This is a genomic window from Janibacter sp. FSL W8-0316, assembly GCF_038004165.1.
GTDB lineage: Bacteria > Actinomycetota > Actinomycetes > Actinomycetales > Dermatophilaceae > Janibacter > Janibacter indicus.
The window spans coordinates 1,486,109-1,511,171 of record NZ_JBBOQX010000001.1; the positions used below are offsets into that span (position 1 = coordinate 1,486,109).

The window sequence follows — 25,063 nt, forward strand, 5'->3', positions numbered from 1 at the left end:
TGAGTGGCTGTGTGTGCCGATGTCGTCAGGGGATCGACCCGGCCGTTACCTTTTTGAGACCTTAGCGGACGTCCGGCCGCCGGCGCAAAAGTGGGGTGTGGACGAAGGCGGTGGCGCTGGGCCTGGCCGAGCCGCGAAGGGGAGGTCCGCCGGCTGCACGAGTCGGCGGACCTCCCCTTCGTCGCGGGTCAGACGTCGAGTCCCTCCAGCAGGTCCGTGACCAGGGCGGCGATCGGGCTGCGCTCGCTGCGCGTCAGGGTGACGTGGGCGAAGAGCGGGTGCCCCTTGAGCGTCTCGATGACCGCGGCGACGCCGTCGTGGCGGCCGACGCGCAGGTTGTCGCGCTGGGCGACGTCGTGGGTCAGGACGATCTTGGAGTTCTGGCCGATGCGCGACATCACGGTGAGCAGGACGTTGCGCTCGAGGCTCTGGGCCTCGTCGACGATGACGAAGGCGTCGTGGAGGCTGCGGCCGCGGATGTGGGTGAGCGGCAGCACCTCGAGCATCTCGCGGTCGATGATCTCGTCGACCACCTCCTTCGACACCAGCGCGCCGAGGGTGTCGTGGACCGCCTGCGCCCACGGACCCATCTTTTCCTGCTCGCTGCCGGGCAGGTAGCCCAGCTCCTGGCCGCCGACCGCGTAGAGCGGCCGGAAGACGACGACCTTGCGGTGCTGGCGACGCTCCATGACCGCCTCGAGCCCGGCGCACATCGCCAGGGCGCTCTTGCCGGTGCCGGCCCGACCGCCGAGGCTGACGATGCCCACGTCGGGGTCGAGGAGCAGGTCGAGGGCGATGCGCTGCTCCGCCGAGCGGCCGTGCAGGCCGAAGGCGTCGCGGTCGCCGCGCACGAGGCGCACCTGCTTGTCAGCCCCGACCCGGCCGAGGGCACTCCCCCGCGGCGAGATGATCTTCAGCCCCGTGTGGCACGGCAGCTCGGCGGCTGCCAGGTGCTCGACGCGGCCGGTCTCGTAGAGGTGGTCGACCTCCTCGGCCGCCATCTCGAGCTCGGCCATGCCGGTCCAGCCGGAGTCGGAGCGGCTCTGCTCGTGGCGGTACTCCTGGGCGTCGATGCCGACCGCCGAGGCCTTGACCCGCATCGGCAGGTCCTTGGACACGACGGTGACGTCGCAGCCCTCGAGCGAGAGGTTCTTGGCCACGGCGAGGATGCGGGTGTCGTTGTCCCCGAGGCGAAACCCGGAGGGCAGCGACATCGGGTCGGTGTGGTTGAGCTCGACCCGCAGCGTGCCGCCGTCATCACCGACCGGGACCGGCGCGTCGAGGCGGCCGGCTCTGATCCGCAGGTCGTCGAGGTGCCGTAGCGCGGTGCGGGCGAAGTAGCCCAGCTCGGGGTGGTGCCGTTTGCCCTCGAGCTCGGTGACGACGACGACGGGCAGGACGACCTCGTGCTCCTTGAAACGCAGCATCGCCCGCGGGTCGGACAGCAGGACGGAGGTGTCGAGCACGTAGGTGCGGCGGCCCTCGTCCTGGGGCGGGAGGTCCACCGGGTCGGGCGCGCCCTCGGGCTGCGCGAGCGAGGGGGTGACGGTCTGGGTCATCAGGTCGTCCACGTCGGTCTCCTCCACGGGCGCCGCGCCGGCAGGCGCGCACGCGCCTACTCTCGGTGCTGGTGCCGGGACCGGGCCGACGGCGAGAGCCGGGGCCGGGTCCGGCCCCTCCTGCTGAGCAGCAGCTCCATACCTGAGGCCTCCCGGACGGCCTGCGGTGTGCAGTCCGTCCCCGTCAACGTACGACCGCGCACCACCGCGGCCGTGCACGTACCGGGCGTGTCGGAGCCGCCGAACGAGAAGTTCACATCCCCGAAACCCTCGTCCGTCACACCTGCCCCACCGGCCACTCCTCTCCCTTCGCGGGGAGGCACGACCTCAAGGACGTGCGAAGGGAGGGATGCTCCTATGGATGTCAAGCGGCCATGGTGAGCGTCTGGTTGTCGGTTGCTGTCTTGGTGATGACGTAGAACATTTCGCGGGCGATGAGGCGTTTGAGGCAGCGGATGACGTCCTTCTTGGACAGTCCTTCGGCAGTGCGTCGGCGCATGTAGGCCTGGGTGCGCGGGTCCCAGCGCAGGCGGCAGAGAACGATCCGGTACAGCGCAGCGTTTGCTTGCCGGTCGCCGCCGCGGTTGAGGCGGTGGCGGTGGATCTTGCCGGACGAGGCGGGGATCGGTGCGACGCCGCACAGCATCGCGAACGCGCCCTCGGAGCGGAGCCGGTCAGCGTTCTCGCCGGCAGTGACCAGCAACTGTCCGGCGGTGTCGGCGCCGACTCCGTTCAGCTGGAGCAGATCCGGGTTGATCGCGGCGACCAGTGGCTCGATGAGCGCGTCGAGCTCGGCGATGTCCGCTACGAGGGCAGCGTGTCGGCGGGCCAGGTTGCGCAGGGCCACCTTGGTTGCCTGTTCGGGGTCGCTGACGCGCTCGGTGTCGGGCCGCAGAGCGGCGCAGGTGGTCAGCAGCTCTCGGTCGCTCAGGACACGCAGCCGGGCGCGTAGCTCTTCTGGTGCGGTCACGATCAGGGTCTTGATTCGTCGTTGGCAGTCCGCGCGCTGGTCGACTGCGCTGCGGCGTGCCACGCGTAGGTTGCGCAAGGCCTCGACCTTCCCTTCGCGGGCCTTGGGCGTGCCAGTGCGTACCTGGGCCAGGGCGGCGCGGGCTGCGGCCTCGGCATCGATGGGGTCTGACTTGCCAGCGCTGCGTCGGGTCCTGCGGTCGGGCCGGTCCACCTCGACCATCTCGATGCCCTGACTGCTCAGGTAGCGGGCCAGGCCGGCGCCATAGGCGCCGGTGCCCTCGATCCCGACGACCAGAACCACCCCGAGGTCGTGTAGCCAGGCCAGCAGGGCGTGGTAGCCCGCCCCAGTGGCTGGGAACGTGGAGTGGCCCAGTAGCCGGCCGGCCGCATCGACCGCGGCGACAGTGTGGGTGTCTTGGTGGGTGTCGACACCTGCGGCGATCTCGATCTGGTCTCTCGAGCTGTCTGATGCGATGGTGGTCATCGTCGTCCTTCTCCTTCGACTGGTCAGGGGCGGCACGCACCAGCCGAGCGAGCGGACAAGACAGTGATGGGTGCCTGCTGGCACAGGCTCCTATGAGGTCACACACCCTCGTCCGGTGAGTGCACACGAGTCCCGCAGCGGAACGACCGACAGATCCCGTTGAAGACCCGAAGTCAGTCAGGCGCCGAGTCAGGACGACCGCTGCGGGACTCGCCTACACCATCATCACTGTCAGGCGCCGAAGCGGCGGTGCCGGTCGGCGTAGGCGCGCAGCGCCCGCAGGAAGTCGACCCGACGGAACTCGGGCCAGTAGACCTCGCAGAAGTAGTACTCGCTGTGCGCCGACTGCCACAGCAGGAAGCCGGAGAGGCGCTGCTCCCCCGACGTGCGGATGACGAGGTCGGGGTCGGGCTGGCCCTTGGTGTAGAGGTGCGCGCTGATGTCCTCGACGGTCAGCTCGCCGGCGACCTCCTCGAGGGTGGCGCCCTCGGCCGCCCGGGCGCGCAGCAGCGAGCGCACGGCGTCGGCGATCTCCTGGCGCCCGCCGTAGCCGACGGCGACGTTGACGATGAGGCCCTCGACCTCACTCGTCTCCTCCTCGGCGCGGCGCAGGGCGGCCGCGGTCTGCACCGGAAGCATGTCGAGAGCGCCCGCCGCGTGCAGCTGCCACCGGCCGGCGGCCGCGAGGTCAGCGACGAGACCCTCGATGATCCGCAGCAGCTTGTCGAGCTCCTGGGGCGGACGGGTGAGGTTGTCGGTCGAGAGCAGCCAGAGCGTGACGACCTCGACGCCGGCCTCCTCGCACCACTCGAGGAAGCTGCCCACGTTGGCCGCGCCGGCGCGGTGGCCGTCGTCGGCGTTGCCCCCACGCGCCTTGGCGAAGCGCCGGTTGCCGTCGACGATCATGCCCACGTGACGGGGCACCGAGTCGGCGTCGAGCTGGCCGACGAGTCGGCGCTCGTAGGCGCTGTAGAGCGGGTTGCGCACGCGCGAGTCCCTTCCTGGCGAGGATCGTGCGCCCAACCTACCGCCGGGCCGTGTCACCCCTCACACGGGCGGCCCGAAGGGCGCTCCGGCATGGTCAACCTACGGCGCCGTAGGTTACCGTCTTCGGCATGGATTCCCCCCGCGCGGAGATCAAGGAGCTCGCCGACGACGTCAGCGAGCACGTCGACGCCTTCGTCGAGGCGGTCAAGCCGCACCTGCGGGGATGGCTCCACCTGGTCACCGCTCCCCTGGCCCTCGTCGGTGGCCTCGTGCTCACCTCGACCGCCCCCACCCAGGGCGGCCGCATCGCCGCGATGGTCTTCACCATCACCGCCGGTCTGCTCTTCGGCACCTCGGCGGTCTACCACCGGGGCCGCTGGGGCGGACGCCTGGCCGGCGCGCTGCGCCGCTGGGACCACGCCAACATCTTCCTCATCATCGCGGGGAGCTACACCCCCTTCGCGCTGATGCTGCCGCGCACCCAGGCGATCACGCTGCTCGCCATCGTCTGGAGCGGCGCGATCATCGGGGTGCTCTTCCGCGTGCTGTGGGTCGGCGCGCCGCGCTGGCTCTACGTGCCGGTCTACGTCGCCCTCGGCTGGGTCGCCGTCTTCTACATCAAGCCGCTGCTGACCCACGGCGGCTGGACGATCCTCGCCTTCGTCGTCGCGGGCGGCGCGCTCTACACCGCAGGCGCGGTCGTCTACGGCCTCAAGCGGCCCAACCCGTCACCGCGGTGGTTCGGCTTCCACGAGATCTTCCACGCGCTGACGGTGCTGGCCTTCATCTCACACTTCGTCGCCGCGACGCTCGCCCTCTTCGGGCCGATCGCCAACTCCTGACGCGTCCTGCGACGAGGGCTCCTCGCCCTCCCCCGACGCATCGCGCGCCAGCCCGGCTCGCTCGGCCCGCTCGCGCTCGGCCTGCTCCCGGTCACGCTCGGCGAGGTTGATCCGGCGCAGCCGCCCGAACATGCTGCGCATGAGCAGCCACAGGGCCAGGGCCAGGACGAAGAAGGCGACGAAGGCCCACATCCCGGGGCCGACCTCGGTGCTGGGGGTCTTCACTGCCACTCCCTCACGGTCGGTGCGGTCCGGGTGTCGTGGACCGCGGTCAGGTCGGTGCGCGCACCGAGGGCGTCGGCCTCGGCCAGGCTCGCCGGGATCCCGGCGAAGAGGTCGTCCTCGGGCAGCGAGGTCTCGACGAGGCTGATCGCCAGCTCGTACTCCTCGGTCGGCCACAGGTCGGCCTGCACGTCGTTGGGCACGGCGAAGAAGAAGCCATCGGGATCGATCTGCGTCGCGTGCGAGCGCAGGGCCTCGTCACGGGCGTCGAAGAAGGCCGAGCACTCGACCCATGTCGTCAGCGTGCGCTGCGGTCGACCCTCGGCGCGCTTGATCCAGTCGACGAAGGGGGACTCCTTGCCCGCTGCGACGAGCGCCTCGTGGAAGGTGTGGATCCGGTCGAGGCTGAAGCCGCCGATGTAGTAGAGCTTGAGCGGCTGCCAGGGCTCGCCGGCGTGCGGGAAGGACTCGGGGTCGCCGGCCGCCTCGAAGGCCGCGACGCTCACGCGATTGGTCATGACGTGGTCGGGGTGCGGGTAGCCCCCGTTTTCGTCGTAGGTCGTCATGACGTGCGGGCGGAAGCGGCGGATCTCGCGCACGAGCGCCTCGGTCGCCACCTCGAGCGGCTCACGGTAGAAGCAGCCGTCGGGCAGCGCGGGCAGTGGGTCGCCCTCGGGCAGGCCGGAGTCGACGAAGCCGAGCCAGGTGTGCTGGACCCCGAGGGCGGCCTGCGCCCGCGCCATCTCCTGACGCCGCACCTCGACGATGTCGCGCCGGATGTGCGGGTCGTCCTTGAGCCTGGGGTTGAGCACGTCGCCGCGCTCACCACCCGTGCACGTCACGACGAGCACCTCGGCGCCGTCGTGGACGTAGCGGGCGGTCGTCGCCCCACCCTTGCTCGACTCGTCGTCGGGGTGTGCGTGCACGGCCATGAGCCTGAGTGCTTCCACTGCTGGGGTCCTCCCGGGGAGGTGCGCCGCGCGGGCCGGTGTGCCGACGCGGTCTGGTGTCACGGACAATGGACCCATCCTCTCACCGCGCGCCGATTCCCTCGACGACGACCGGTGCCACCCCCTTCGCCTGCAGGAGCAGTGATGAGCCCCGACGCCCCCGAGACCGAACCGGCCTGGGACCCGGAGCGCGAAGAGGCGGAGCACGAGGCCAAGGCCGGTCGGGGACAACGGCGCTGGTGGCTCCTCGGGGGCGGCTTCGTCGTCGTCGCGACCGCGCTGACCATCTGGTTCGGCCTCTCGAGCACCGAGGGCGCGGTGACGAGCACCGACATCGGCTTCGAGCGCAACGGCGAGCGCGAGATCGTCATGATCTTCGACGTCACGCGCCCCCCGGGGACCGCGCTGTCGTGCACGGTGACCGCGATGGACGACCAGTACGGACGCGTCGGGACCAAGGAGCAGGCGGTGCCGGCGAGCGAGGAGCGCACCACGCGCGTGCGGGCCGCGGTGCGCACGACGACGACCGCGGTGACGGCGACGGTCAAGGACTGCGCCGCGGTGGACTGACACCTGCATTTGCCGGCAGATGGCGGTACACTGAACCTTTACCGCAACCGTGGGTCTGGACCGATGGGTCCAGACCTTTGTGCATCACCCGGCACCATCGAGGCACCACGGTTCACCGTCCGTGGGGGGTCGACGTCGATCCCGCACGGCTACAGAGCAAGGAGAGATCCGTGACCCAGACCGCGTCCACCGCGTCGTACCTGACCGAGGAGGCCTTCGAGCGACTCCAGGCCGAGCTGCGTGAGCTCTCGGGCCCGGGTCGGGTCGAGATCGCCAAGCGCATCGAGGCCGCCCGCGAGGAGGGCGACCTGAAGGAAAACGGTGGCTACCACGCCGCCAAGGAGGAGCAGGGCAAGATGGAGGCCCGCATCCGCCAGCTCAAGCAGATCCTCGACACCGCGATCGTCGGCGAGGCCCCGCCGGACGACGGCGTCGTCGAGCCCGGCATGGTCGTCACCGTCGAGCTCTTCGGCGACGAGGAGACCTTCCTCCTCGGGTCCCGCGAGATCGCCGACGGCAGCGACTCAATCGACGTCTACTCCGAGCAGTCCCCGCTCGGCGGCGCGATCAACGGCAAGAAGGTCGGCGAGACCGCCACCTACGTCGCCCCCAACGGCAAGACCATCGAGGTCAAGATCCTCTCGGCCAAGCCCTACCAGGCCTGATCGCCGCGACGCCCGAGCCACGAAGGGCGCCGTCCTGAGCTGCGAGGGTCTCGCGCCCGAGCCACGAAGGGCGCCGTCCTGAGCTGCGAGGGTCTCGCGCCCGAGCCACGAAGGGCGCCGTCCTGAGCTGCGAGGGTCTCGCGCCCGAGCCACGAAGGGCGCCGTCCTGAGCTGCGAGGGTCTCGCGCCCGAGCCACGAAGGGGAGGTCCCGACCAGCTGGTCGGGACCTCCCCTTCGTCATGCCTGTGGTCGGGTCAGCGCAGCCACTCGCCGTCGACGTCCTGGTGCAGCTCGCCCTCGCCGATCCGGATCGGGTCGAAGGGCAGGGGCGCCGGCAGGATCTCGATCGGGCCGATCTCCGGCCGCTCCCAGGGTGCGGGCAGCGTCTCGACCGGGCCGAGGTCCGGGCTCTCCCATGCAGGCAGCGGCTCGAGCGAGCCGATGTCCGGCAGGTCCCATGCGGGCTGCGTCTCGACCCGCTCGAAGGCGGGCTGGGTCTCGACCCGCTCGAAGGCTCCCAGCTCGAGGGTCTCGGCGTCGTCGGGCAGCGCCGGGCACACCGCCAGGGGGTGGTCGCGCAGGGAGTCCGCCAGCCGGTAGGCCTGACCGGTCCCCCCGCCGTCGGACCGCTCGAAGGCCGTGCCGTCGCTGCTCGAGCCGCCCCCGTCGGACCGCTCGAAGGCCGCGCCGCCCCGGTCGGAGCGCTGGAAGGCCGGGCCTCCGGAGCCACCGCTCAGGGCACTACCGCCGATACTGGACGTGTTGCGCTGTGCCTCGCCCTCGGCGACGAGCTTGCGGCTGAAGGTGCGCATCGCGCTCTCGGCGTCGTCGAGCTGGCGGTGCGCCGCGCGCCAGTCCTTGGCGAAGCGCTCGAAGTCGGGCCCGTCCCACAGCGCCCGCAGACGCTCGACGAGGTTGGCCCCACGGTCACCGGCGTCGGTGACCTTGTCCCCCTGGCGTCGCAGGGCCACGGCGATGTCGTCGAGTCTCTCGACGTCCGCCCCATGACTGATGTGCCGCACCCGCGCCTGCCTTCCTCCGGTCTCGGGTCAACCCTAGGCAGCCGGAGCTGATGCTCCCAATGGGGAGGACTCCCCTTCGCCCGACCTGCGAGGATGGAGGCATGTTCCGTCGCGCGATCCCGCCCATGCCCACCGCCGAGAGCGCCCTCCCGGGCCGTCCGGAGCGGCCCTTCACGGTGCCGACGACCCACGAGGTGCTCGGCACGCCGCTCGAGGGCCCGTGGCCCGAGGGCACCGAGGTGCTCCACGTCGCGATGGGCTGCTTCTGGGGCGCGGAGCGGATCTTCTGGCAGCTGCCCGGCGTCGTGACCACGGCCGCCGGCTACATGGGAGGCTTCACGCCCAACCCGACCTACGAGGAGACGTGCACCGGGCTGACCGGGCACACCGAGAGCGTCCTCGTCGCCTACGACCCCCGGCAGACGCGACCGGAGCTGCTGCTCAAGGCCTTCTGGGAAAATCACGACCCGACGACCCCCGACCGCCAGGGCAATGACGTCGGCACGCAGTACCGCTCGGCGATCTACTGGACCACCGAGGAGCAGCGCGCTGCCGTCGAGGCGACGGCCGCGTCCTTCGGCGAGGAGCTGGCCCGGCACGGCCTGCCGCCGGTCGTCACCGAGATGCGCCCTGCCAGCGAGGCGGGCGCCTTCTGGTACGCCGAGGACTACCACCAGCAGTACCTCCACAAGAACCCTGGCGGGTACTGCAACCACGGACCCAACGGCCTGACCTGCCAGGTCGGGATCCTGCGTCAGGACGAGGTGCCGAGCCAGGAGTCGGTGCTGGGCCGCGACGCCTGACGCCGGTCATCTGCCGAGGAGCCGGCGCCACCACCGTCGAGGCGAAGGGGGCGCCCCCGTGGCCTCTTCAGACGTCGGGACGACGGCCCGCGCCTCGCGCAGGCGACGCCATGCCGCGACCATCTGCTCGACGTCGACCGTCGGGGCCAGCGGCGGCGGCGTCGGCCCGAAGGTGGGGCGCCTGCGCTCGTCGAGCACGCGCCGGTTGAAGTCGCGCAGCAGCTCGCGCACATCGGCCTCGTGGCGCTCCTCCGCGAGGGACTGCGGATAACCAGCCGCCTCGCGTCGCAGCTGCAGCACGGGTGGCAGCGCATCGCTGCTGTCGAGCCCCTCGCGGGCCATCATCCCCTTGACCCACCAGTCGGGATCACTGCTGTCGATCCCGCGCAGGGGCCGACCGGCGCCGGGCAGGTCGTCGAACTCCCCGCGCTCGGTGGCCTCACGGATCTGACGCTCGACCCACCCCTCGTACGGCGGTACTCCCATGACCCCAGTGTGACCCCGACTCACCCCCCGCGGGCGCAGACGACCACGACGTCACGGTCGGCGGCGACCCAGGCGTCGACCTGCCACATGTCGGGACCGACGACGGCCACCGGGGCGAAGCTGCCGTCGCCGACCTCGTCGGCCACGGCATCGACGAGGTCCATGTCCCGGCCAATGTCTGACGACGGCTGCGCGCGAAGGGAGTCGGCTACTTCCGGCTCGACCGTGACCACGGCGTCGATCCAGTAGGTTGCGGGGCCGGGCGCGGTCCGGTCGTCGCCGAGGGTGCCGGACTGCCACGTCGCCGACACGGGGTCACCGAGGTCGGGGAAGCGGGTGGTCAGCGGGTCGAGGTCGGTGCGCGTCCCGCGTTCGTCGACCCTCTTGGTCGGTTCGGCGGGCGGCTCGGGCTCGCTGCCCCATCCGCACCCGGCCAACGCGAGGAGTGCGGCGAGGAGCAGGCCGAGGAGCCGCATCTCACAGGCTCGCGGCCAGCTCGGTGCCCTGCCGGATCGCTCGCTTGGCGTCGAGCTCGGCGGCGACGTCGGCGCCACCGATGACGTGCACGGTGACGCCCTTCGCCCGGAGCGGGTCGACGAGGTCACGGACCGACTCCTGGCCGGTGCACACGACGACGTTGTCGACCTCGAGCAGACGGGGCGCGCCGTCGACGGTGATGTGCAGGCCCGCGTCGTCGATGCGCTCGTAGGCGGCGCCGGTGATCTGGTGGACACCCTTGGCCTTGATCGCCGCGCGGTGGACCCAGCCCGTCGTCTTGCCGAGGCCGGCGCCGATCTTGGTCTCCTTGCGCTGCACGAGGTAGACGGTGCGCGGCGAGGGGGCCGGGTGGGCCTCCTTGAGCCCGCCACGGTCGACCGAGAGGGGGTCGACGCCCCACTCGTCCTGCCACTCCTTGAGGTCGAGCGTCGGCGACTCGACGGTGGTGAGCAGCTCGGTGACGTCGACACCGATGCCGCCGGCGCCGATGACCGCGACCCGCTCGCCGATGTTGCGGGTGCCCAGGACGGCCTCGGGATAGGTGACGACCATCGGGTGGTCGATGCCCTCGATCTCGGGGACCCGCGGGGTCACGCCGGTGGCGAGGACCACCTCGTCGAAGTCCGCGAGGTCGTCGGCGCCGACCCGAGTGCCGAGGTGCACGGTCACGTCGCGGCGCTCGAGCTCACCGCGGAAGTAGCGGATCGTCTCGGCGAACTCCTCCTTGCCCGGGATGCGCATGGCGAGCGCGAACTGACCGCCGATGTCGTCGCCGGCCTCGAAGAGATCCACGTCGTGGCCGCGCTCGGCAGCAGAGACGGCGGCCGACAGACCCGCCGGGCCGCCACCGACGACCGCAACCCGCTTGCGACGGGCCGTCGGTGACAGGACGAGCTCGGTCTCGTGGCCGGCGCGCGGGTTGACCAGGCAGCTGGCGACCTTGCGCTGGAAGGTGTGGTCGAGGCAGGCCTGGTTGCAGGCGATGCAGGTGTTGATCGCCTCGCTCCGCCCGGCCTGCGCCTTGGTGCCCCACGCCGGGTCGGCGAGCCACGGGCGCGCCATCTGCACGAGGTCGGCCTGACCGGCGGCGAGGACCTGCTCGGCCTGGTCGGGCATGTTGATCCGGTTGCTCGTGACGACCGGGATGTCGACGTGCGGGCGCAGCCGCTCGGCGACGTCGGTGAAGGCCATCCGCGGCACCGAGGTGACGATCGTCGGCACCCGCGCCTCGTGCCAGCCGATGCCGGTCGAGAGGATCGTCGCGCCGGCCGCCTCGATCTCGGTGGCCAGGGCGAGGATCTCCTCCCACGTCTGGCCGCCGTCGACGAGGTCGAGGATCGACAGCCGGTAGACGACGATGAAGTCCTCCCCCACCGCGGCCCGCACGGCGCGGACGATCTCGGTGGCGATGCGGCGCCGGTTGGCGGGCGTGCCGCCCCAGCCGTCGGTGCGCTTGTTGGTCCGCGGGGCGAGGAACTGGTTGATGAAGTAGCCCTCGGAGCCCATGACCTCGACGCCGTCGTAGCCGGCGGAGCGGGCGAGCTCGGCCGCGCGGGCGAAGGCCCGGATCTGGCGGCGAACTCCCTTCTCGCTCAGGCCCCGAGCGGCGAAGGGGGTGATCGGAGACTTCCCGGACGAGGCCGAGACCGAGTAGGGGTGGTAGGCGTAGCGGCCGGCGTGCAGGATCTGCAGCGCGATCTTGCCGCCCTCGCGGTGGACCGCGTCGGTGACCTGCTGGTGGTGGCGCGCCTCGCGGCGGGTGGTGAGCTTCGAGGCGAAGGGGTAGAAGCTGCCCTCGATGTTGGGGGCGAAGCCGCCGGTGACGATGAGGCCGGCTCCCCCCTTCGCCCGCTCCGCGTAGAAGGCCGCGAGCCGCTCGAAGTTGCTCGCCCGGTCCTCGAGGCCGGTGTGCATCGAACCCATGATCGTGCGGTTGCGCAGGGTCGTGAAGCCCAGGTCGAGCGGCGAGAAGAGCGTGGGGTACTCGGTCATCGTGGTCCTTCGTGCGAGTGACGTGCGTCGAGCCGACGGTACCCATGACGAAGGGGGTGTCGCACCGCTCGTTGGCTTTGTCACCACGGGATGACACAGTTGGGCCCACGACCGGGGACACGAGGAGAGTCATGGCAGAGCTGGGACGCATCGTCGGCAAGGCCGCGCTGGGTGCTGCCGGCACCGCCGCCGCCGGCGCCACGCTGGCCGGTCTCGGCTACGGGCTCATCCAGGCCGAGGCCAAGATCACCCGCAAGATCGTCGGCAACCCCTTCGACGGGGCGCCCGACGACGACGGGGTCTACGGCGCCGCTCCTGGCGAGCCCGTGCAGCTGCTCGTCCTCGGCGACTCGACCGCCGCGGGCATGGGCGCGGACAACCGCTTCCAGACCATCGGCGCGATCCTCGCGACCGGGCTCGCCGCGATCATGGGCCGCCCGGTAGAGCTGACCAACGAGGCCGTCGTCGGGGCCGAGTCCTCCGACCTGAGCTCCCAGCTGTCCAAGGCGCTCGAGCGCATCGACCAGCCCGATGTCGCGGTCATCCTCATCGGCGCCAACGACGTCACCCACCGCATCGACCGCTCGGTCTCGGTCCAGCACCTGCAGCGCACCGTGCGCTACCTGCGCACGCTCGGCGTCCCGGTCGTCGTGGGCACCTGCCCCGACCTCGGCACGGTCGAGCCGGTCCCCTTCCCGCTCAACAAGCTGCTGCGGCAGTGGAGCCGCGAGCTGGCCGCAGCACAGACCGTTGCGGCGGTCGAGGCCGGGGCGCGCACGGTGTCGATGGGTGACCTGCTCGGGCCCGAGTTCGCCGCCAGCCCGTCGATCATGTTCAGCCAGGACCGGTTCCACCCCTCCGCCGCGGGCTACGCGCGGGTCGCGTCGGCGCTGCTGCCGTCGGTGGCCGCCGAGGTCGACGCGTGGCCCGAGGGCGCCACCCGCGACTCCGAGCCCGAGGCGGCGCGCGGAGAGGGCATCGGCGCCCTCGACGACGCCGCCGAGCGGGCGGCCTCCTCCCCCGGTACCGAGGTCGGCCCCGCCGAGCTGCGCGGCCGCAGCCACGGCCCCCGCGGCCCCTGGGCGATGCTGCGCCGCCGCGGCGAGCACGAGGTCACCGACGTCTGAGCCCGCCCGCGGCCCCCGACGTCCGCATTTCCTCAAGGAAATGCGCAGGCGGGCCCGTGGTGTCTGCATTGCCGTAGGGCAATGCGTAAGCCAGGCTGCTGATCTCCGCATTGCCGTAGGGCAATGCGCAGGCCCGGCCACTGGTGTCCGCATTGCCGTAGGGCAATGCGGACATGTGGGCGCGGGTCAGGCCCAGGTGAGGCGAAGGGAGGCGAGCCGCTGCGCGAGGTGCGGGGACTCCCCTTCGGCCCGGCAGGCGTCGAAGACGACCACCCGCAGCTGGTCCATGACCACGGCCGGCCCGAGGTCGGGCAGGGGTTCGCCCGCGAGGTCGGCCATCAGGTCCTGCACGCCCGCAACGCGCTCGGCCGCGCGGTCCAGCGGCAGCTGCTGCCACCTGCGGACCACGCGGCCGAGCTCGGTCGCGACGTCGTCGGGGATCAATCCGAGCGGAGCCGGGCCAGCAGGCGCAGCAGCTCGAGGTAGAGCCAGACGAGGGTGACGAGGAGTCCGATCGCCAGGTGCCAGCCGTAGCTGACCGGCGCCTGGGTGCGGATCGCCGTCTCGATGTTGTCGAAGTCGAGCGCCAGGGTGACCGCGGCCAGACCGGTGCCGAAGACCGAGATGCCGATGCCGAGCCAGCCCGTGCCACCGAAGCCGAAGGGCGAGCCGTCGAAGAAGATCATGTAGCCGAGGTTGATCATCGAGAAGACGAAGTAGCCCAGGACCATCATGCTGACGATGGCGCGGAACTTCTGCGTCACCTTGATGACACCCGTGCGGTAGAGGACGAGCATCGCGCCGAAGACGCAGAGCGTCGCGAGGATCGCCTGGGTGACGATGGACTCGAAGACGCTCGAGCCGACCGGGTCGTAGATCTGGTGGTAGAAGCCGCTGATCGGCCCGACGAAGGCGCCCTCGAGGACGGCGTAGAGGACCGCGACGACGACGCCGACCGGCTTGCGGCGGAACATCATGAACAGGCTCATGCCGATGGTGCCCACGAGGCCGACCATCATCATCAGGCTGCCGACCGCCGGGACCATCGCCGACAGGGTCCAGCCGACCGCCGAGACGGCGAGCAGCACGGCGAAGAGCGCGCCGGTGCGCAGGAGGACGTCGTCGAGGGTGATCGGCCGGTTGTCGCCGCCACCGCCGCCGTAGCCACCGGCGGGCCCGGGCTGGCCGTAGCCCGGCTGGGGCTGACCGTAGGGCTGGCCGTACTGCTGCGGCTGGCCGTACTGCTGGGGCTGGCCGTAGGGCTGGCCCTGCTGGGGCGCGTAGCCCTGGTTGCCGTAGGCCTGCTGGCCGTACTGCTGCTGGCCGTACTGGTGCTGGGGCGCCTGCCCCGTGTCACGGAAGCCGGCGTAGCCGCGCTGGGCGTCCTGCTCGACCCGGCCGAGGATCGGGTTGCTCATCGTCTGCTCCTGATGGGGCTGGCACGGCACGTCGGCCGCAGAGGTGTCACCAGACTAAGCGGTCGACATGAGGCTGGTGTTCCCGGGATCCACAGGCCGTTGCCGGATCGCAAGCAGACGGCCGGCCGGGCCCGAGGGTCCCGACCGGCCGCCGTCGCGCGTGGAGAGGTCAGCCCAGCCCGTCGAGGGCCTGCTCGAGGTCGGCGAGCAGGTCGGAGACGTCCTCGATGCCGACCGACAGGCGCACCAGGTCGTCGGGCACCTCGAGCATCGAGCCTGCGGTCGACGCGTGGGTCATCGCCCCCGGGTGCTCGATGAGCGACTCGATGCCGCCGAGCGACTCGGCGAGGGTGAAGATCTCGGTCCGCGCACACAGCTGCTGCGCGGCCTCACGCCCACCGGCCATGCGCACCGAGATCATGCCGCCGAAGCGGGACATCTGGCGGGCGGCGACCTCGTGGCCCGGGTGCTCGGGCAGCCCCGGGTAGAGGATCGAGGAGATCTCCGAGCGGCCCGCGAGCAGGTCGACGACCGCCTCTGCGTTGTCGCAGTGCCGGTCCATCCGCACGCCGAGCGTCTTGATCCCGCGCATCGTCAGGTAGGCGTCGAAGGGCCCGGGGACGCCTCCGGAGCCGTTCTGCAGGAAGGCGACGTCGGCATCGATCTGCTCGTCGTCGGTGACGAGCAGGCCACCGACGACGTCGCTGTGGCCGCCGAGGTACTTGGTGCTCGAGTGGAGCACCACGTCGGCGCCCCGCGTGAGCGGCTGCTGCAGGTAGGGGCTGGCGAAGGTGTTGTCGACGACCAGTCGTGCCCCGCCCGCGTGGGCGACCTCGGCGACGGCCTCGATGTCGCCGATGTTGAGCAGCGGGTTGGTCGGCGTCTCGAGCCACACGAGCTTGGTCGTCGGGCGCATCGCCGCGCGGATCGCGTCGACGTCACCGACCGGCGCCGGCGTGTGCTCGATCCCCCACTGGGAGAAGACCTTGTCGATGAGCCGGAAGGTGCCGCCGTAGGCGTCGTCGGGGATGACGAGGTGGTCCCCCGGACGAAGGGAGGCCCGCAGGATCGCGTCGGTCGCCGCCATGCCGGAGGCGAAGGCACGACCGAAGCTGCCGGACTCGATGGACGCGGCATTGGCCTCGAGGGCCTGGCGGGTCGGGTTGCCGGTGCGGGCGTACTCGAAGCCACCGCGCATGCCGCCGACGCCGTCCTGGGCGAAGGTCGAGCTGGCGTAGATCGGGACGTTGACCGCGCCGGTCAGCGGGTCGGGCTCGTAGCCGGCGTGGATCGCGCGGGTGGCGAACCCCTGGGTCGCGTGCGCGTCGGCCGCGCTCTTGCGCTCGGACATGGTCAGCCCTTCACTCGGTGGGACAGGTGGCCCAGCAGGTCCTGCCGGGTGATGACGCCGAGGGGCTTGCCGCCCTCGACGACGAGCAGCGCGTCGGCCTGCTCGAGCGCCTCGGTCGCGGCCGAGACGGGCTCGGCGGCACCGATCTGCGGCAGCTTGGCGCCCATGTGCGCGCTCACCGGGTCGGCGAGCGAGGCGTGCCCCTCGAAGACGGCCGTGAGCAGCTCGCGCTCGGTGACCGCCCCGGCGACCTCGCCGATGACGACCGGCGGCTCGGCACCGACGACGGGCATCTGCGAGACGCCGTACTCGCGCAGGATGTCGATGGCCTCGCGGATCGTCTCGTTGGGGTGGGTGTGGACGAGGTCGGGCAGCTCGCCGCCCTTGCCACGCAGCACCTCGCCGACGGTGGCGTCACTCCCTTCGTCGCCGGGCAGGAAGCCGTAGGAGGCCATCCAGTCGTCGTCGAAGATCTTGGCGAGGTAGCCGCGGCCGCCGTCGGGCAGCAGGACGACGATCGTGGCGTCGGGGCCCTCGCGCTCGGCGACGCGCAGCGCGGCGACGACCGCCATGCCGCTGGAGCCACCGACGAGCAGGCCCTCCTTGCGGGCCAGGCGGCGGGTCATGGCGAAGGCCTCGGCGTCGTCGACCGCGATGACCTCGTCGGGCACCTCGGGGTCGTAGGCCCCGGGCCACATGTCCTCGCCGACGCCCTCGACGAGGTAGGGACGGCCGGTGCCGCCGGAGTAGACCGAGCCCTCGGGGTCGGCGCCGATGATCTTGACGCGGCCCTCGCTGATCTCCTTGAGGTAGCGGCCGGTGCCGGTGATCGTGCCGCCGGTGCCGATGCCGGCGACGAGGTGCGTGATCTGACCGTCGGTCTGCTCCCAGATCTCCGGACCGGTGCTCTCGTAGTGCGCCTGCGGGCCATTGAGGTTGAAGAACTGGTTGGGCTTCCACGCCCCCTCGATCTCCGCCGTCAGCCGGTCACTCACCGAGTAGTAGCTGTCGGGGTGGTCAGGCGCGACGGAGGTCGGCACGATCTGCACCTCGGCGCCGTAGGCACGCAGCACGTCGATCTTGTCCTTGCCGACCTTGTCGGGGCAGACGAAGATGCAGCGGTAGCCGCGCTCCTGCGCGACAAGCGCCAGCCCCACGCCGGTGTTGCCGGAGGTCGGCTCGACGATGGTCCCGCCGGGCTTGAGCTCGCCGGAGGCCTCGGCCGCGTCGATGAGCTTGCGGGCGATGCGGTCCTTGATGCTGCCGCCGGGGTTGAGGTACTCGACCTTGGCGGCGACGAGCCCGGACCCCTCGGGGGCGACGGAGGAGAGCCTGACCAGCGGGGTGTTGCCGATCAGGTCGGAGATGTTGTCTGCGATCTGCATGTCCGCATCGTGGCACGGATCACCAGCGGCCGACACCGCGCTCCCCGCCCCCGCCGATCAGTCGATCTGCCCGACCGGGGTGCGCTTCTCCGCCTGGAAGGCGTCCTCCGTGCGACCGCGTGCCCAGTAGCCCGAGATGGAGATCGCCTCGCGGGGCACGCCCCGCTGCTTGAGCACGCGGCGCACCGCCCTGATCGACTCGCGCTCCCCGTGGGCGAAGACCTGGACCCCGTCGCGCCACTCGACGCCGTCGACCGCGCGGGCCAAGAAGTCGACGTCGTCCGTGGCCGGGTTGACGAGCCACTGCACGTCGACGTGCTCCGGAGCGCGAAGGGGGATGACGTCACCCCGGTCCTCCACCTCGAGCAGGGCGACGCCGCTCGCGTCGGCAGGCATCGCCTCGAGCGAGGCCGCGATGGCCGGCACGGCTGAGAGGTCACCGGCGAGCAGGTGCCAGCCGGCGTCCGGGTCGGGGGCGTAGCCGCTGCCCGGCCCCATGAGGACGATGCGGTCGCCCCCCTTCGCCTGCTGGGCCCAGGGACCGGCGTAGCCGACGTCGCCGTGCGTCACGAAGTCGATGGTCAGCAGGCGCGCCTCGCGGTCGACCGCACGCACGGTGTAGGTGCGGGTGATCGGGTCGCCGTCGGCATCGGTGAAGCGCAACTTGACGTAGGCATCGGTGTGCTCGGCCGCGCCGAAGTCCGCCAGCGAGTCGCCGGTGAGGACGACGCGCACGAGGTGCGGTCCGACGCGCTCGGCGGAGACGACGGTCAGCTCGTGCTGGGGGCGAGGTGGGCGAACGGGACGATCAGGAGAAGCCATGAACTGAGGCTACCCTTACCACAACGGGGGGCGGTCACGGGGTACCGCTACGCTGTCCGGGCTGCCACGACCGGGACCGCCCGGCACCGGGGCAGCGATACAGGCGGGCGTAGGCCAACTGGCGAGCCGGGGAACTTAAAATTCCTGTCGAACGTGTGGGTTCGAATCCCACCGCCCGCACCCCTTACCCGAGGGCCGCTCGCAGCTCCTCAACCGTCATCCCCTCGATCTTGCGGACCACCTCTGCGCCGGGCCCGTGCGCGTCGGCCCCGTGCAACTGCCCCTCGTCGTCGACGACGAACTGGCCCTGGGTCGAGGTGATCGTGAGAACCCGCTCGCGGGAGGTTTTGTCGAGGAACAGGACGGCGCACTGACCCGCCTGTGCCGGGAGCAGCCCGTTGGTCCTCGGGACCCGCCCGTGGTCACGACCCGCCTGCCGCACCGTCACCTCTCCGGAGCTCGCGAGGTCTTCGTCCCCGTCGAGGACGGACTGGACCTCGATCGTCAGGTGCTCCATCTGGACCCTCTTGCCGTCCTCGCTGTCGGCGACGAGCTCGGCGTCCTGCGCCCGCAGGACGCGCCCGAGCACGACGATCTCGGACTCCCCCGCGAGGTCGTCGAGGGTGTCGGCGACGACACGCTCGTCCACATCCACCTCGAGGATCTCCTCCCCGGACGGCGCGGCCTGCGTGGAGGTGGGAGCACCGCAGGGCGCGTCGCTCGGCTCAGCAGCAGTCGTGGTCCCGCACGCCGTCAGCAGGACGACAGCGAGCCCCCATGCACCGAGATTGCGCCTCATGGACCAAGGGCAGTCCGGCCCCCCGTCAGGCAAGGCTCCGCGCGACGGGCGACCTACGCACCGGTCGGGGCGGTGCCGTCAGGCGGTCTCTTCCTCGACGACGACGGGCCGCACGACCGACTGCGCGATGCCGTCGAGGATGTCGTGCTCTGAGACGGTGACGACGAGGTCGGGGCCGTTGGCGCCGCGGGCCCGCTCGAGCACCTCCCACCAGATGAGGGCTCCGGCGCCGATGACGTCGACGCGCCCCGGGTGCATGAAGGGCTGGGCCGCTCGCTCGGCGCGGGTGCTGAGGATGAGCCGCTCGCAGGCGATCATCATCTCCTCGATCGGGATGCGCGCCAGGTGGATCGCCTCGCGGTCGTAGGAGGTCAGGCCGAGAGCCAGGGCGGCGACGGTCGTCACCGACCCGGCGAGGCCGACGACCGTCGTGACGCCCCCCAGACCGACCTCGGCCTCGGCCGCGTCGAGCGCCTCGGCGATGTCGTAGCGCGCCGCGTCGATGACCTCTTGGGTCGGCGGGTCGGTGCGGTGGTGCCGCTCGGTGAGGCGCACGCAGCCGATGTCGAGCGAGGTGCCGGCGATGACCTCGTGCGTGCCGCGGATGATCTCGGTCGAGCCGCCGCCGATGTCGGCGACGAGGTAGGGCCCGTCGAAGCCCGCGTCGGCCAGCCCCGCGGTCGCGCCGGCGAAGCTCAGCGCGGCCTCCTCGGCCCCGGTCACGACCTCGGGAGCGACGTCGAGGTCGCCGAAGGCCTCGCGGACACCCGCCACGAACTCGTCGGCATTGCTCGCGTCGCGCGACGCCGAGGTGGCGACGAAGCGCACCCTGCCCGCGGGCACGCCGTGCTCCCGGCACTGCTGCGCGTACTCGCGGCACATGCCGAGAGTGCGCTCGAGAGCCGCCGGGTCGAGCCTGCCGGTCCGGTCGACGCCCTGGCCGAGGCGCACGACCTCGGTACGGCGCAGCACCTCGGTGAGCACGGGCGTCGCCGCCTCGTCCTCGGGCGTGGACTCCGCGGCATCGGCGATGAGCAGGCGGATGGAGTTGGTGCCACAGTCGATCGCTGCGACCCTCATGCGTCGCTCCCTTCGTCCGCGCTGACGCACGGGCTGGCGTGCCACCACTCGGGCAGCAGGTCGAGGGCCTCGTCACCCAGGGGGTTGACCCCGGGGCCGGCGGCCAGTGAGTGGGCGACGAGCACGTGCAGGCACTTGACGCGGGTCGGCATGCCGCCGGCCGAGATGCCGTCGATCTCGGGGACGTCGCCGAGCTCCGCGCGCCGGGCGAGGTAGTCCTCGTGGGCCGCCCGGTAGCGCGCGGCGAGGTCCTCGTCCTCGAGCAGACGCTGCGACATCTGCGTCATGAGCCCGCTCGACTCGAGCGTCGAGATCGGGCCGGTGAGGCGGGGGCAGGTCGCGTAGTAGGTCGTGGGGAAGGGAGTGCCGCCCGGCAGGCGCGGCTCGGTGCGCAGCACCGTCGGGCCGCCGCACGGGCAGCGGTGGGCGACCTCCGCGGTGGCGCGCGCCGGGCGGCCGAGCTGGCGGTGGACGGTCTCGAGGTCCTGCGGGTCGACGCGGTCGAGGTCGTTGCCCAGGTCGTCGCGGCTCACTGCGCCGAGGTGGGGTCGTCGGCCGCCGCCACGGACGAGGCGACCTGCTCGTACCAGGGCTGTGTGGCCGGGGCGGTGACCGCACCGGTCTCGGGGTCGACCTCGGGGCTGTCGGCCTCGGGGTCGATGACCGTGTAGGTCCGCTCCCCCGGCTTGACGAACTTCAGCCGCTTGCGGGCCTGGGCCTCGACGTACTCTTCGGTCCCCCACAGGTCGCGCTGGCGCTCGAGGTCCTCGACATTGGCCTCCTGCGCGGCGACCTGCTCGTTGAGCTCGCCGAGACGCTGACGCTGGTCGTACCAGGACTTGCCGGTCGGCACGAGCATGACGCCCAGCAGCAGCATGAGCGAGCCGAGCACGACCCAGCGCCGGGTGGTCATCACGGCGCGGCGCTGCTGGGCCTCGCGGGTCGTGGGGCCCGAGCGGGTCCGGGGTCGGGCGCTCCCCGGCCGGCCGGCCGGGTCGTGCTGGGTCGCCGGGCCGCGCCCGGCACGCCGGAGCGTGCGGGGCGGCGGCGCGGCGTGCGAGCCATGACGGCGCTCAGCCCTTGAAGCGCGGGAAGGCGCCCGCGCCGGCGTAGACCGCGGCGTCGTCGAGCTCCTCCTCGATGCGCAGGAGCTGGTTGTACTTGGCGACGCGCTCGGAGCGGGCCGGGGCGCCGGTCTTGATCTGGCCGCAGTTGGTCGCGACGGCGAGGTCGGCGATGGTCACGTCCTCGGTCTCGCCGGAGCGGTGGCTCATCATCGAGGTGTAGCCGCTGCGGGTGGCCAGGGCGACGGCGTCCATCGTCTCGGTGAGCGAGCCGATCTGGTTGACCTTGACCAGGAGCGCGTTGGCCGCGCCGTCCTGGACGCCGCGGGCCAGACGCTCGGGGTTGGTGACGAAGAGGTCGTCACCGACGAGCTGGACCTTGTCGCCGAGCTGCGCGGTGAGCTCCTGCCAGCCGGCCCAGTCGTCCTCGTCGAGCGGGTCCTCGATGGACACGAGCGGGTAGGCGTCGACGAGCTCGCCGTAGTAGGCCGCCATGTCCTGGGCGGTCTTCTGCTGGCCCTCGAAGGTGTAGGTGCCGTTGTCGCAGAACTCGCTGGCGGCGACGTCGAGCGCGAGCGCGATCTGGGTGCCGGGCTCGTAGCCGGCCTGCTGGATCGCGGTGATGATCAGGTCGAGCGCCTCGCGATTGCTGTCGAGGTTGGGGGCGAAGCCGCCCTCGTCGCCGAGGCCGGTCGACAGGCCCTTGTCCTTGAGCACGGCCTTGAGCGAGTGGTAGACCTCGGTGCCCCAGCGCAGCGCCTCGCGGAAGGAGGGCGCACCGATCGGAGCGATCATGAACTCCTGGATGTCGACATTGGAGTCCGCGTGGGAGCCGCCGTTGAGGATGTTCATCATCGGCACGGGCAGGACGTGGGCGTTGGGGCCGCCGACGTAGCGGAAGAGCGGCAGGCCGGCGGACTCGGCAGCGGCCTTGGCCACGGCGAGCGAGACGCCGAGGATCGCGTTGGCGCCGATCGCGCCCTTGTTGTCGGTGCCGTCAATGGCGAGCATCTCGCCGTCGACGAGGCGCTGCTCGCTGGCGTCGAAGCCGACGAGACGCGGGGTCAGGTCGTCCTCGATCGCGCGGACGGCGTCCTCGACGCCCTTGCCCAGGTAGCGATCCTTGTCGCCGTCGCGGCGCTCGACGGCCTCGAAGGCGCCGGTCGACGCACCGCTCGGCACCGCGGCGCGGGCGATGGTGCCGTCGTCGAGGGCGACCTCGACCTCGACGGTCGGGTTGCCGCGGGAGTCGAGGATCTCGCGGGCGCCAATTGCTTCGATGCTGGCCACTGCCGGCTCCTTGGTGGTGCTCGATACACGGGGACGGTCGCCACGAGCGTAACGGCTCGGCCACGGTGCTTCGCGCTGCGACCCACCCCATGAACCGGGGCGAAGAAGGTCAGCCGGCCGCGAGCAGGTCCGCCAGCCGCCGCTGCTGGACCCCGCCGACGAAGTTGGCCGGGTCCAGCCAGGCGTCATGCGCTGCCCGCACCCGCGGCCAGTCGTCGACGGTCATGGCGAACCACGCGGTGTCGCGGGACCTCCCCTTCGTCACGACGTGCCGACGGAAGGTGCCCTCGTAGGCGAAGCCGAGCCGCCCGGCAGCCCGGCGGGAGGGGGCGTTGAGGCTGTCGCACTTCCACTCGAGGCGCCGGTAGCCGAGGTCGAAGACGTGCCGCGCGAGCAGCGACATCGCCTCGGTCGCGGCGGTCGTGCGCTGCAGCCGCGGGCCGAGCACGACGTTGCCGATCTCGACGACGCCGTGGGTCCGGTCGATGCGCATGAGGCTCACCAGTCCGCAGGCGACCCCGTCGCCGTCGCGGACGAGCACCTCGACGGTCTCGCCGGCGAGCCGGCCGGCGACGTAGGCGCCGACGTCGTCGGGGCGCTCCACCGGGAGATAGGTCCACAGGGCGTCGTGGTCGGGGCCGGCGACCTCGGACGCCAGCTCGTCGGCGTGCTCGGGCGCGAGCGGCTCGACGGTGCACCAGCGACCGGTGGTCACCGGCAGGTCGGGTCGCGGTTGCGAGGCCCAGCCCTCGACCGCGGGCCCGATCGGCTGGGCGAAGGGGGTCAGCCGCACCTCGTCGCGGGAGGCGGGCGGCAGCACGGTCTGACCGATCGGCCCGGGGTTGACCGCGATCTCCCAGCGGAAGCCGTCGGGGTCGGCGAAGTAGCCCGTGTACCCACCCCAGTCGCGCTGCTGCGCCGGGGCGACGTCGGGCGAGCCCGCCCTGCGCGCCAGCTCGAGGATCGCGTCGACGTCGTCGGCCCGGGCGACGTTGTGCGCCAAGGTGATCGGCGCGAGACCCTCCCCACGACGCAGGGGGCCGACCTCCCCTTCGAACTCGGTGGCGTCCCACAGCGAGAGGATCAGGTGCTCGCCGACGCGGATCATCAGGACCTCGCCCGGCACGTCGAGCTCGGCCCGCCAGCCGAGCCCGTCGAGGTAGAAGCGGCGGCTCGCCGCGAGGTCGGCGACGGCGAGCGTGACGAAGCTGATCCGCTGGTCCATGCGCACGACCCTATGGAAATGCGGAGGAGGTGCGCACGACCTCAAGGAAATGCGACGTCAGGGGTGGCGGGCGGCCTTCGCCGCCTTTTCTTGCGCCTTGATCGCCTGCCACTGCGCCTCGATCTCCTCGAGGGTCTCGGCCCGCGCGTCACCGAAGACGTGCGGGTTGCGGCGCACGAGCTTGTCGACGAGGGCGGCGGCGACGTCGTCGACGGTGAAGGGCGCGCCGCCGTGATCGGCGGCCACCCGGGCGTGGAAGAGCACCTGGAAGAGCAGGTCACCGAGCTCGTCGGTCAGCTCCTCGCGCAGACGCACGTCGTCGGGGTCGGCGATGACGGCCTCGAGCGCCTCGGTCACCTCGTGCGCCTCCTCCAGGACGAAGGGGGCCAGGCTCGCGTGGGTCTGTGCGGCCACCCAGGCGCACCCGTCCGGCGAGCGCAGCCGGTCCATGACGGCGACGGCGTCGAGCAGCCGGCCGCCCTCGACGTCCCACGAGCCGACGAGCACCTCGACCTCGGGCGCCTCGTCGAGCCGGGAGACCTCCGCGGCGATGGCATCGCTCAGGCCGGGGTCGCCGTCGGGCGAGCCGACCCACAGGACCGCGCCGGACACGTTCCCCGAGGAGGTCGCCCCGCGACCGTCTCGAGGGGAGCACGCGTCGACGAGCTCGCGGGCCCGCTCGTGGGGCGAGTCCGCCTCGATCCGCTCGACGGCGATGTCGTCGTCGACGAGCGCGAGCGGCAGCGCCTCGTCGGGGTCGGCCACGAGGACGCGGTCGGCGGACTCGATCGCCCGCCAGGCGTCGCGGCTGAGCAGCCCCGGCGAGACCCGTGGGCTCGTCGCGAGGAGGACCAGTCGCCGCACGATCAGGGCGTCTGCGGCTGGCCGGTGCCGGGCTGCTGCTGCGACTCGGGCTGCTCGAGCCAGTCGGGCGACTCGCCGAGCGCCGACGCATAGCGCGGGCTGAGCTCGGCATCGGTCTCGGTGAGCAGCTGGCTCAGCTCCTGCTGGGCGCTCTCGTCGAGCTGGCTCGCGACGGCATTGGCCCGCAGGAAGTCGACCGTCGTGTCGGAGGGGTCGGGCACGGCGCTGCCGATCTCGCGGCGCATCGCTCCGGCGGACGGCACCTCGAGCCCCTCCTGCTCGGCGTAGTCGAGCACGGCGGGCGTCTGCACGAGATAGGTGACGACCGTCGAGGTCTCGAGCTGTTGGGGCTGCTGACCGGAGGCCTGCGCCTGGGCGGCCACGAAGGCGGTCAGCTCGCGGGTGCTGCGCTGGATGTCACCGACGGTGAACTCGGTGTCCCCGACCTTGGCCGCGAGGGCGGAGCTGCCCTGCGCCGCGGCACCGTCGTCGGATCCGCCACAGCCGGTGAGGGCGAGCGCGGCGAGCGCAGCGAGGGCGAGGGGGCGGGAGTGGTGACCGAGCACGGGGGTCCTTTCGTCCGGT

General features: G+C 71.9%; 27 protein-coding genes and 1 tRNA gene. 6 read left to right on the forward strand and 22 right to left on the reverse strand.

Translation table 11 applies throughout. The features are described from left to right. Nucleotides 1-188: 188 nt before the first annotated feature. From NYE39_RS07260 to NYE39_RS07270, 3 genes are all read right to left on the reverse strand, one after another. Nucleotides 189-1,427 carry a PhoH family protein gene (locus tag NYE39_RS07260; RefSeq protein WP_264158456.1) on the reverse strand — a complete coding sequence of 413 codons (1,239 nt, stop codon included), beginning with the start codon at nt 1,425-1,427 and terminating at the stop codon, nt 189-191. 496 nt (nt 1,428-1,923) lie between these two features. After that, nucleotides 1,924-3,015, reverse strand: coding sequence for an IS110 family transposase (locus tag NYE39_RS07265; protein WP_072624885.1), 1,092 nt, complete (start codon nt 3,013-3,015; stop codon nt 1,924-1,926). A 231-nt stretch (nt 3,016-3,246) separates the two neighbouring features. After that, nucleotides 3,247-4,002, reverse strand: a complete 756-nt coding sequence (locus NYE39_RS07270; protein ID WP_185220731.1) for an isoprenyl transferase — start codon at nt 4,000-4,002, stop codon at nt 3,247-3,249. Between the two features lie 128 nt (nt 4,003-4,130). Here NYE39_RS07270 and trhA point away from each other — a divergent pair, with 128 nt between their 5' ends. After that, nucleotides 4,131-4,844, forward strand: coding sequence for a PAQR family membrane homeostasis protein TrhA (trhA, locus tag NYE39_RS07275; RefSeq protein WP_072625333.1), 714 nt, complete (start codon nt 4,131-4,133; stop codon nt 4,842-4,844). On the opposite strand, the gene NYE39_RS07280 is transcribed toward trhA, so the two are convergent. Together NYE39_RS07280 and mca are read right to left on the reverse strand one after the other, a co-directional pair. Further along, the gene (locus NYE39_RS07280) at nt 4,791-5,069 is read right to left on the reverse strand and encodes a hypothetical protein (protein WP_072625334.1); all 279 of its coding nucleotides are present in this window, start codon (nt 5,067-5,069) and stop codon (nt 4,791-4,793) included. The genes trhA and NYE39_RS07280 overlap by 54 nt on opposite strands. Continuing rightward, nucleotides 5,066-5,998 (reverse strand): mycothiol conjugate amidase Mca, encoded by a 933-nt coding sequence (mca, locus tag NYE39_RS07285; protein ID WP_192910727.1) that lies wholly within the window; start codon nt 5,996-5,998, stop codon nt 5,066-5,068. Before mca ends, NYE39_RS07280 begins: the two co-directional genes overlap by 4 nt. Nucleotides 5,999-6,160: 162 nt before the next feature. On the opposite strand from mca, the gene NYE39_RS07290 reads away from it, so the two are divergent. Together NYE39_RS07290 and greA are read left to right on the forward strand one after the other, a co-directional pair. Further along, complete coding sequence (locus NYE39_RS07290; RefSeq protein ID WP_072625336.1) at nt 6,161-6,586, forward strand: DUF4307 domain-containing protein; 426 nt, start codon at nt 6,161-6,163, stop codon at nt 6,584-6,586. A 170-nt stretch (nt 6,587-6,756) separates the two neighbouring features. Beyond that, nucleotides 6,757-7,251 carry a transcription elongation factor GreA gene (gene greA / locus NYE39_RS07295; RefSeq protein WP_192910728.1) on the forward strand — a complete coding sequence of 165 codons (495 nt, stop codon included), beginning with the start codon at nt 6,757-6,759 and terminating at the stop codon, nt 7,249-7,251. Nucleotides 7,252-7,506: 255 nt separating this feature from the next. On the opposite strand, the gene NYE39_RS07300 is transcribed toward greA, so the two are convergent. Continuing rightward, nucleotides 7,507-8,274: a WXG100 family type VII secretion target gene (locus tag NYE39_RS07300; protein ID WP_192910729.1), complete on the reverse strand. Its 768-nt coding sequence runs from the start codon at nt 8,272-8,274 to the stop codon at nt 7,507-7,509. 101 nt (nt 8,275-8,375) lie between these two features. Here NYE39_RS07300 and msrA point away from each other — a divergent pair, with 101 nt between their 5' ends. Continuing rightward, on the forward strand, nt 8,376-9,077 hold the full coding sequence (gene msrA, locus NYE39_RS07305; protein ID WP_072625339.1) for a peptide-methionine (S)-S-oxide reductase MsrA: 702 nt from the start codon (nt 8,376-8,378) through the stop codon (nt 9,075-9,077). Between the two features lie 6 nt (nt 9,078-9,083). Here the strand turns inward: msrA and NYE39_RS07310 are convergent, their stop codons facing one another. Genes NYE39_RS07310 through NYE39_RS07320 form a run of 3 tightly spaced genes read right to left on the reverse strand, consistent with a single transcriptional unit; the run spans nt 9,084 to nt 12,053 of the window. Further along, entirely contained in the window at nt 9,084-9,563 is a 480-nt protein-coding gene (locus NYE39_RS07310) for a DnaJ family domain-containing protein (RefSeq protein WP_072625340.1), read from the reverse strand. Between the two features lie 20 nt (nt 9,564-9,583). Beyond that, complete coding sequence (locus NYE39_RS07315; RefSeq protein ID WP_083546163.1) at nt 9,584-10,039, reverse strand: hypothetical protein; 456 nt, start codon at nt 10,037-10,039, stop codon at nt 9,584-9,586. A gap of 1 nt (nt 10,040) precedes the next feature. Further along, complete coding sequence (locus tag NYE39_RS07320) at nt 10,041-12,053, reverse strand: NADPH-dependent 2,4-dienoyl-CoA reductase (protein WP_072625341.1); 2,013 nt, start codon at nt 12,051-12,053, stop codon at nt 10,041-10,043. A 131-nt stretch (nt 12,054-12,184) separates the two neighbouring features. Here NYE39_RS07320 and NYE39_RS07325 point away from each other — a divergent pair, with 131 nt between their 5' ends. Continuing rightward, nucleotides 12,185-13,180, forward strand: coding sequence for an SGNH/GDSL hydrolase family protein (locus tag NYE39_RS07325; protein WP_072625342.1), 996 nt, complete (start codon nt 12,185-12,187; stop codon nt 13,178-13,180). Between the two features lie 186 nt (nt 13,181-13,366). Here NYE39_RS07325 and NYE39_RS07330 read toward each other — a convergent pair whose 3' ends face one another. From NYE39_RS07330 to NYE39_RS07350, 5 genes are all read right to left on the reverse strand, one after another. Continuing rightward, the gene (locus NYE39_RS07330) at nt 13,367-13,624 is read right to left on the reverse strand and encodes a hypothetical protein (protein ID WP_341012277.1); all 258 of its coding nucleotides are present in this window, start codon (nt 13,622-13,624) and stop codon (nt 13,367-13,369) included. After that, entirely contained in the window at nt 13,621-14,598 is a 978-nt protein-coding gene (locus NYE39_RS07335) for a Bax inhibitor-1/YccA family protein (protein WP_341012278.1), read from the reverse strand. The genes NYE39_RS07330 and NYE39_RS07335 overlap by 4 nt, the downstream gene beginning before the upstream one ends. A gap of 169 nt (nt 14,599-14,767) precedes the next feature. Further along, complete coding sequence (locus NYE39_RS07340; RefSeq protein WP_341012279.1) at nt 14,768-15,949, reverse strand: cystathionine gamma-synthase; 1,182 nt, start codon at nt 15,947-15,949, stop codon at nt 14,768-14,770. 2 nt (nt 15,950-15,951) lie between these two features. Then, nucleotides 15,952-17,334, reverse strand: a complete 1,383-nt coding sequence (locus NYE39_RS07345) for a cystathionine beta-synthase (RefSeq protein WP_341012280.1) — start codon at nt 17,332-17,334, stop codon at nt 15,952-15,954. Nucleotides 17,335-17,391: 57 nt separating this feature from the next. After that, nucleotides 17,392-18,156 carry a siderophore-interacting protein gene (locus NYE39_RS07350; protein ID WP_341012281.1) on the reverse strand — a complete coding sequence of 255 codons (765 nt, stop codon included), beginning with the start codon at nt 18,154-18,156 and terminating at the stop codon, nt 17,392-17,394. Nucleotides 18,157-18,259: 103 nt separating this feature from the next. Here NYE39_RS07350 and NYE39_RS07355 point away from each other — a divergent pair. Next, a tRNA-Leu gene (locus tag NYE39_RS07355) sits at nt 18,260-18,336 on the forward strand. Between the two features lie 4 nt (nt 18,337-18,340). Here the strand turns inward: NYE39_RS07355 and NYE39_RS07360 are convergent. From NYE39_RS07360 to NYE39_RS07395, 8 genes are all read right to left on the reverse strand, one after another. Beyond that, nucleotides 18,341-18,955 carry a hypothetical protein gene (locus NYE39_RS07360; protein ID WP_125932855.1) on the reverse strand — a complete coding sequence of 205 codons (615 nt, stop codon included), beginning with the start codon at nt 18,953-18,955 and terminating at the stop codon, nt 18,341-18,343. A 78-nt stretch (nt 18,956-19,033) separates the two neighbouring features. Further along, complete coding sequence (locus NYE39_RS07365) at nt 19,034-20,035, reverse strand: Ppx/GppA phosphatase family protein (RefSeq protein WP_072625349.1); 1,002 nt, start codon at nt 20,033-20,035, stop codon at nt 19,034-19,036. Next, entirely contained in the window at nt 20,032-20,568 is a 537-nt protein-coding gene (locus NYE39_RS07370) for a DUF501 domain-containing protein (RefSeq protein WP_072625350.1), read from the reverse strand. Before NYE39_RS07370 ends, NYE39_RS07365 begins: the two co-directional genes overlap by 4 nt. Then, nucleotides 20,565-20,948 (reverse strand): FtsB family cell division protein, encoded by a 384-nt coding sequence (locus NYE39_RS07375; RefSeq protein WP_072625351.1) that lies wholly within the window; start codon nt 20,946-20,948, stop codon nt 20,565-20,567. The genes NYE39_RS07370 and NYE39_RS07375 overlap by 4 nt, the downstream gene beginning before the upstream one ends. Before the next feature lie 160 nt (nt 20,949-21,108). After that, nucleotides 21,109-22,389, reverse strand: a complete 1,281-nt coding sequence (eno, locus tag NYE39_RS07380; RefSeq protein WP_072625352.1) for a phosphopyruvate hydratase — start codon at nt 22,387-22,389, stop codon at nt 21,109-21,111. A gap of 109 nt (nt 22,390-22,498) precedes the next feature. Further along, nucleotides 22,499-23,614 (reverse strand): GNAT family N-acetyltransferase, encoded by a 1,116-nt coding sequence (locus tag NYE39_RS07385; protein WP_318843247.1) that lies wholly within the window; start codon nt 23,612-23,614, stop codon nt 22,499-22,501. A gap of 57 nt (nt 23,615-23,671) precedes the next feature. Next, the gene (locus tag NYE39_RS07390) at nt 23,672-24,478 is read right to left on the reverse strand and encodes a MazG nucleotide pyrophosphohydrolase domain-containing protein (protein ID WP_072625353.1); all 807 of its coding nucleotides are present in this window, start codon (nt 24,476-24,478) and stop codon (nt 23,672-23,674) included. Between the two features lie 2 nt (nt 24,479-24,480). Continuing rightward, on the reverse strand, nt 24,481-25,044 hold the full coding sequence (locus NYE39_RS07395; protein WP_072625354.1) for a SurA N-terminal domain-containing protein: 564 nt from the start codon (nt 25,042-25,044) through the stop codon (nt 24,481-24,483). Nucleotides 25,045-25,063: the final 19 nt, after the last annotated feature.

Coding starts and splice junctions, on each gene's coding strand:
- NYE39_RS07260 (WP_264158456.1), bottom strand. CDS start 1,427: ATGCTGCGTTTCAAGGAGCACGAGGTCGTCCTGCCCGTCGTCGTCGTC.
- NYE39_RS07265 (WP_072624885.1), bottom strand. CDS start 3,015: ATGACCACCATCGCATCAGACAGCTCGAGAGACCAGATCGAGATCGCC.
- trhA (WP_072625333.1), top strand. CDS start 4,131: ATGGATTCCCCCCGCGCGGAGATCAAGGAGCTCGCCGACGACGTCAGC.
- mca (WP_192910727.1), bottom strand. CDS start 5,998: ATGGCCGTGCACGCACACCCCGACGACGAGTCGAGCAAGGGTGGGGCG.
- NYE39_RS07290 (WP_072625336.1), top strand. CDS start 6,161: ATGAGCCCCGACGCCCCCGAGACCGAACCGGCCTGGGACCCGGAGCGC.
- msrA (WP_072625339.1), top strand. CDS start 8,376: ATGTTCCGTCGCGCGATCCCGCCCATGCCCACCGCCGAGAGCGCCCTC.
- NYE39_RS07310 (WP_072625340.1), bottom strand. CDS start 9,563: ATGGGAGTACCGCCGTACGAGGGGTGGGTCGAGCGTCAGATCCGTGAG.
- NYE39_RS07315 (WP_083546163.1), bottom strand. CDS start 10,039: ATGCGGCTCCTCGGCCTGCTCCTCGCCGCACTCCTCGCGTTGGCCGGG.
- NYE39_RS07320 (WP_072625341.1), bottom strand. CDS start 12,053: ATGACCGAGTACCCCACGCTCTTCTCGCCGCTCGACCTGGGCTTCACG.
- NYE39_RS07325 (WP_072625342.1), top strand. CDS start 12,185: ATGGCAGAGCTGGGACGCATCGTCGGCAAGGCCGCGCTGGGTGCTGCC.
- NYE39_RS07335 (WP_341012278.1), bottom strand. CDS start 14,598: ATGAGCAACCCGATCCTCGGCCGGGTCGAGCAGGACGCCCAGCGCGGC.
- NYE39_RS07340 (WP_341012279.1), bottom strand. CDS start 15,949: ATGTCCGAGCGCAAGAGCGCGGCCGACGCGCACGCGACCCAGGGGTTC.
- NYE39_RS07345 (WP_341012280.1), bottom strand. CDS start 17,334: ATGCAGATCGCAGACAACATCTCCGACCTGATCGGCAACACCCCGCTG.
- NYE39_RS07350 (WP_341012281.1), bottom strand. CDS start 18,156: ATGGCTTCTCCTGATCGTCCCGTTCGCCCACCTCGCCCCCAGCACGAG.
- NYE39_RS07360 (WP_125932855.1), bottom strand. CDS start 18,955: ATGAGGCGCAATCTCGGTGCATGGGGGCTCGCTGTCGTCCTGCTGACG.
- NYE39_RS07365 (WP_072625349.1), bottom strand. CDS start 20,035: ATGAGGGTCGCAGCGATCGACTGTGGCACCAACTCCATCCGCCTGCTC.
- NYE39_RS07375 (WP_072625351.1), bottom strand. CDS start 20,948: ATGACCACCCGGCGCTGGGTCGTGCTCGGCTCGCTCATGCTGCTGCTG.
- NYE39_RS07385 (WP_318843247.1), bottom strand. CDS start 23,614: ATGGACCAGCGGATCAGCTTCGTCACGCTCGCCGTCGCCGACCTCGCG.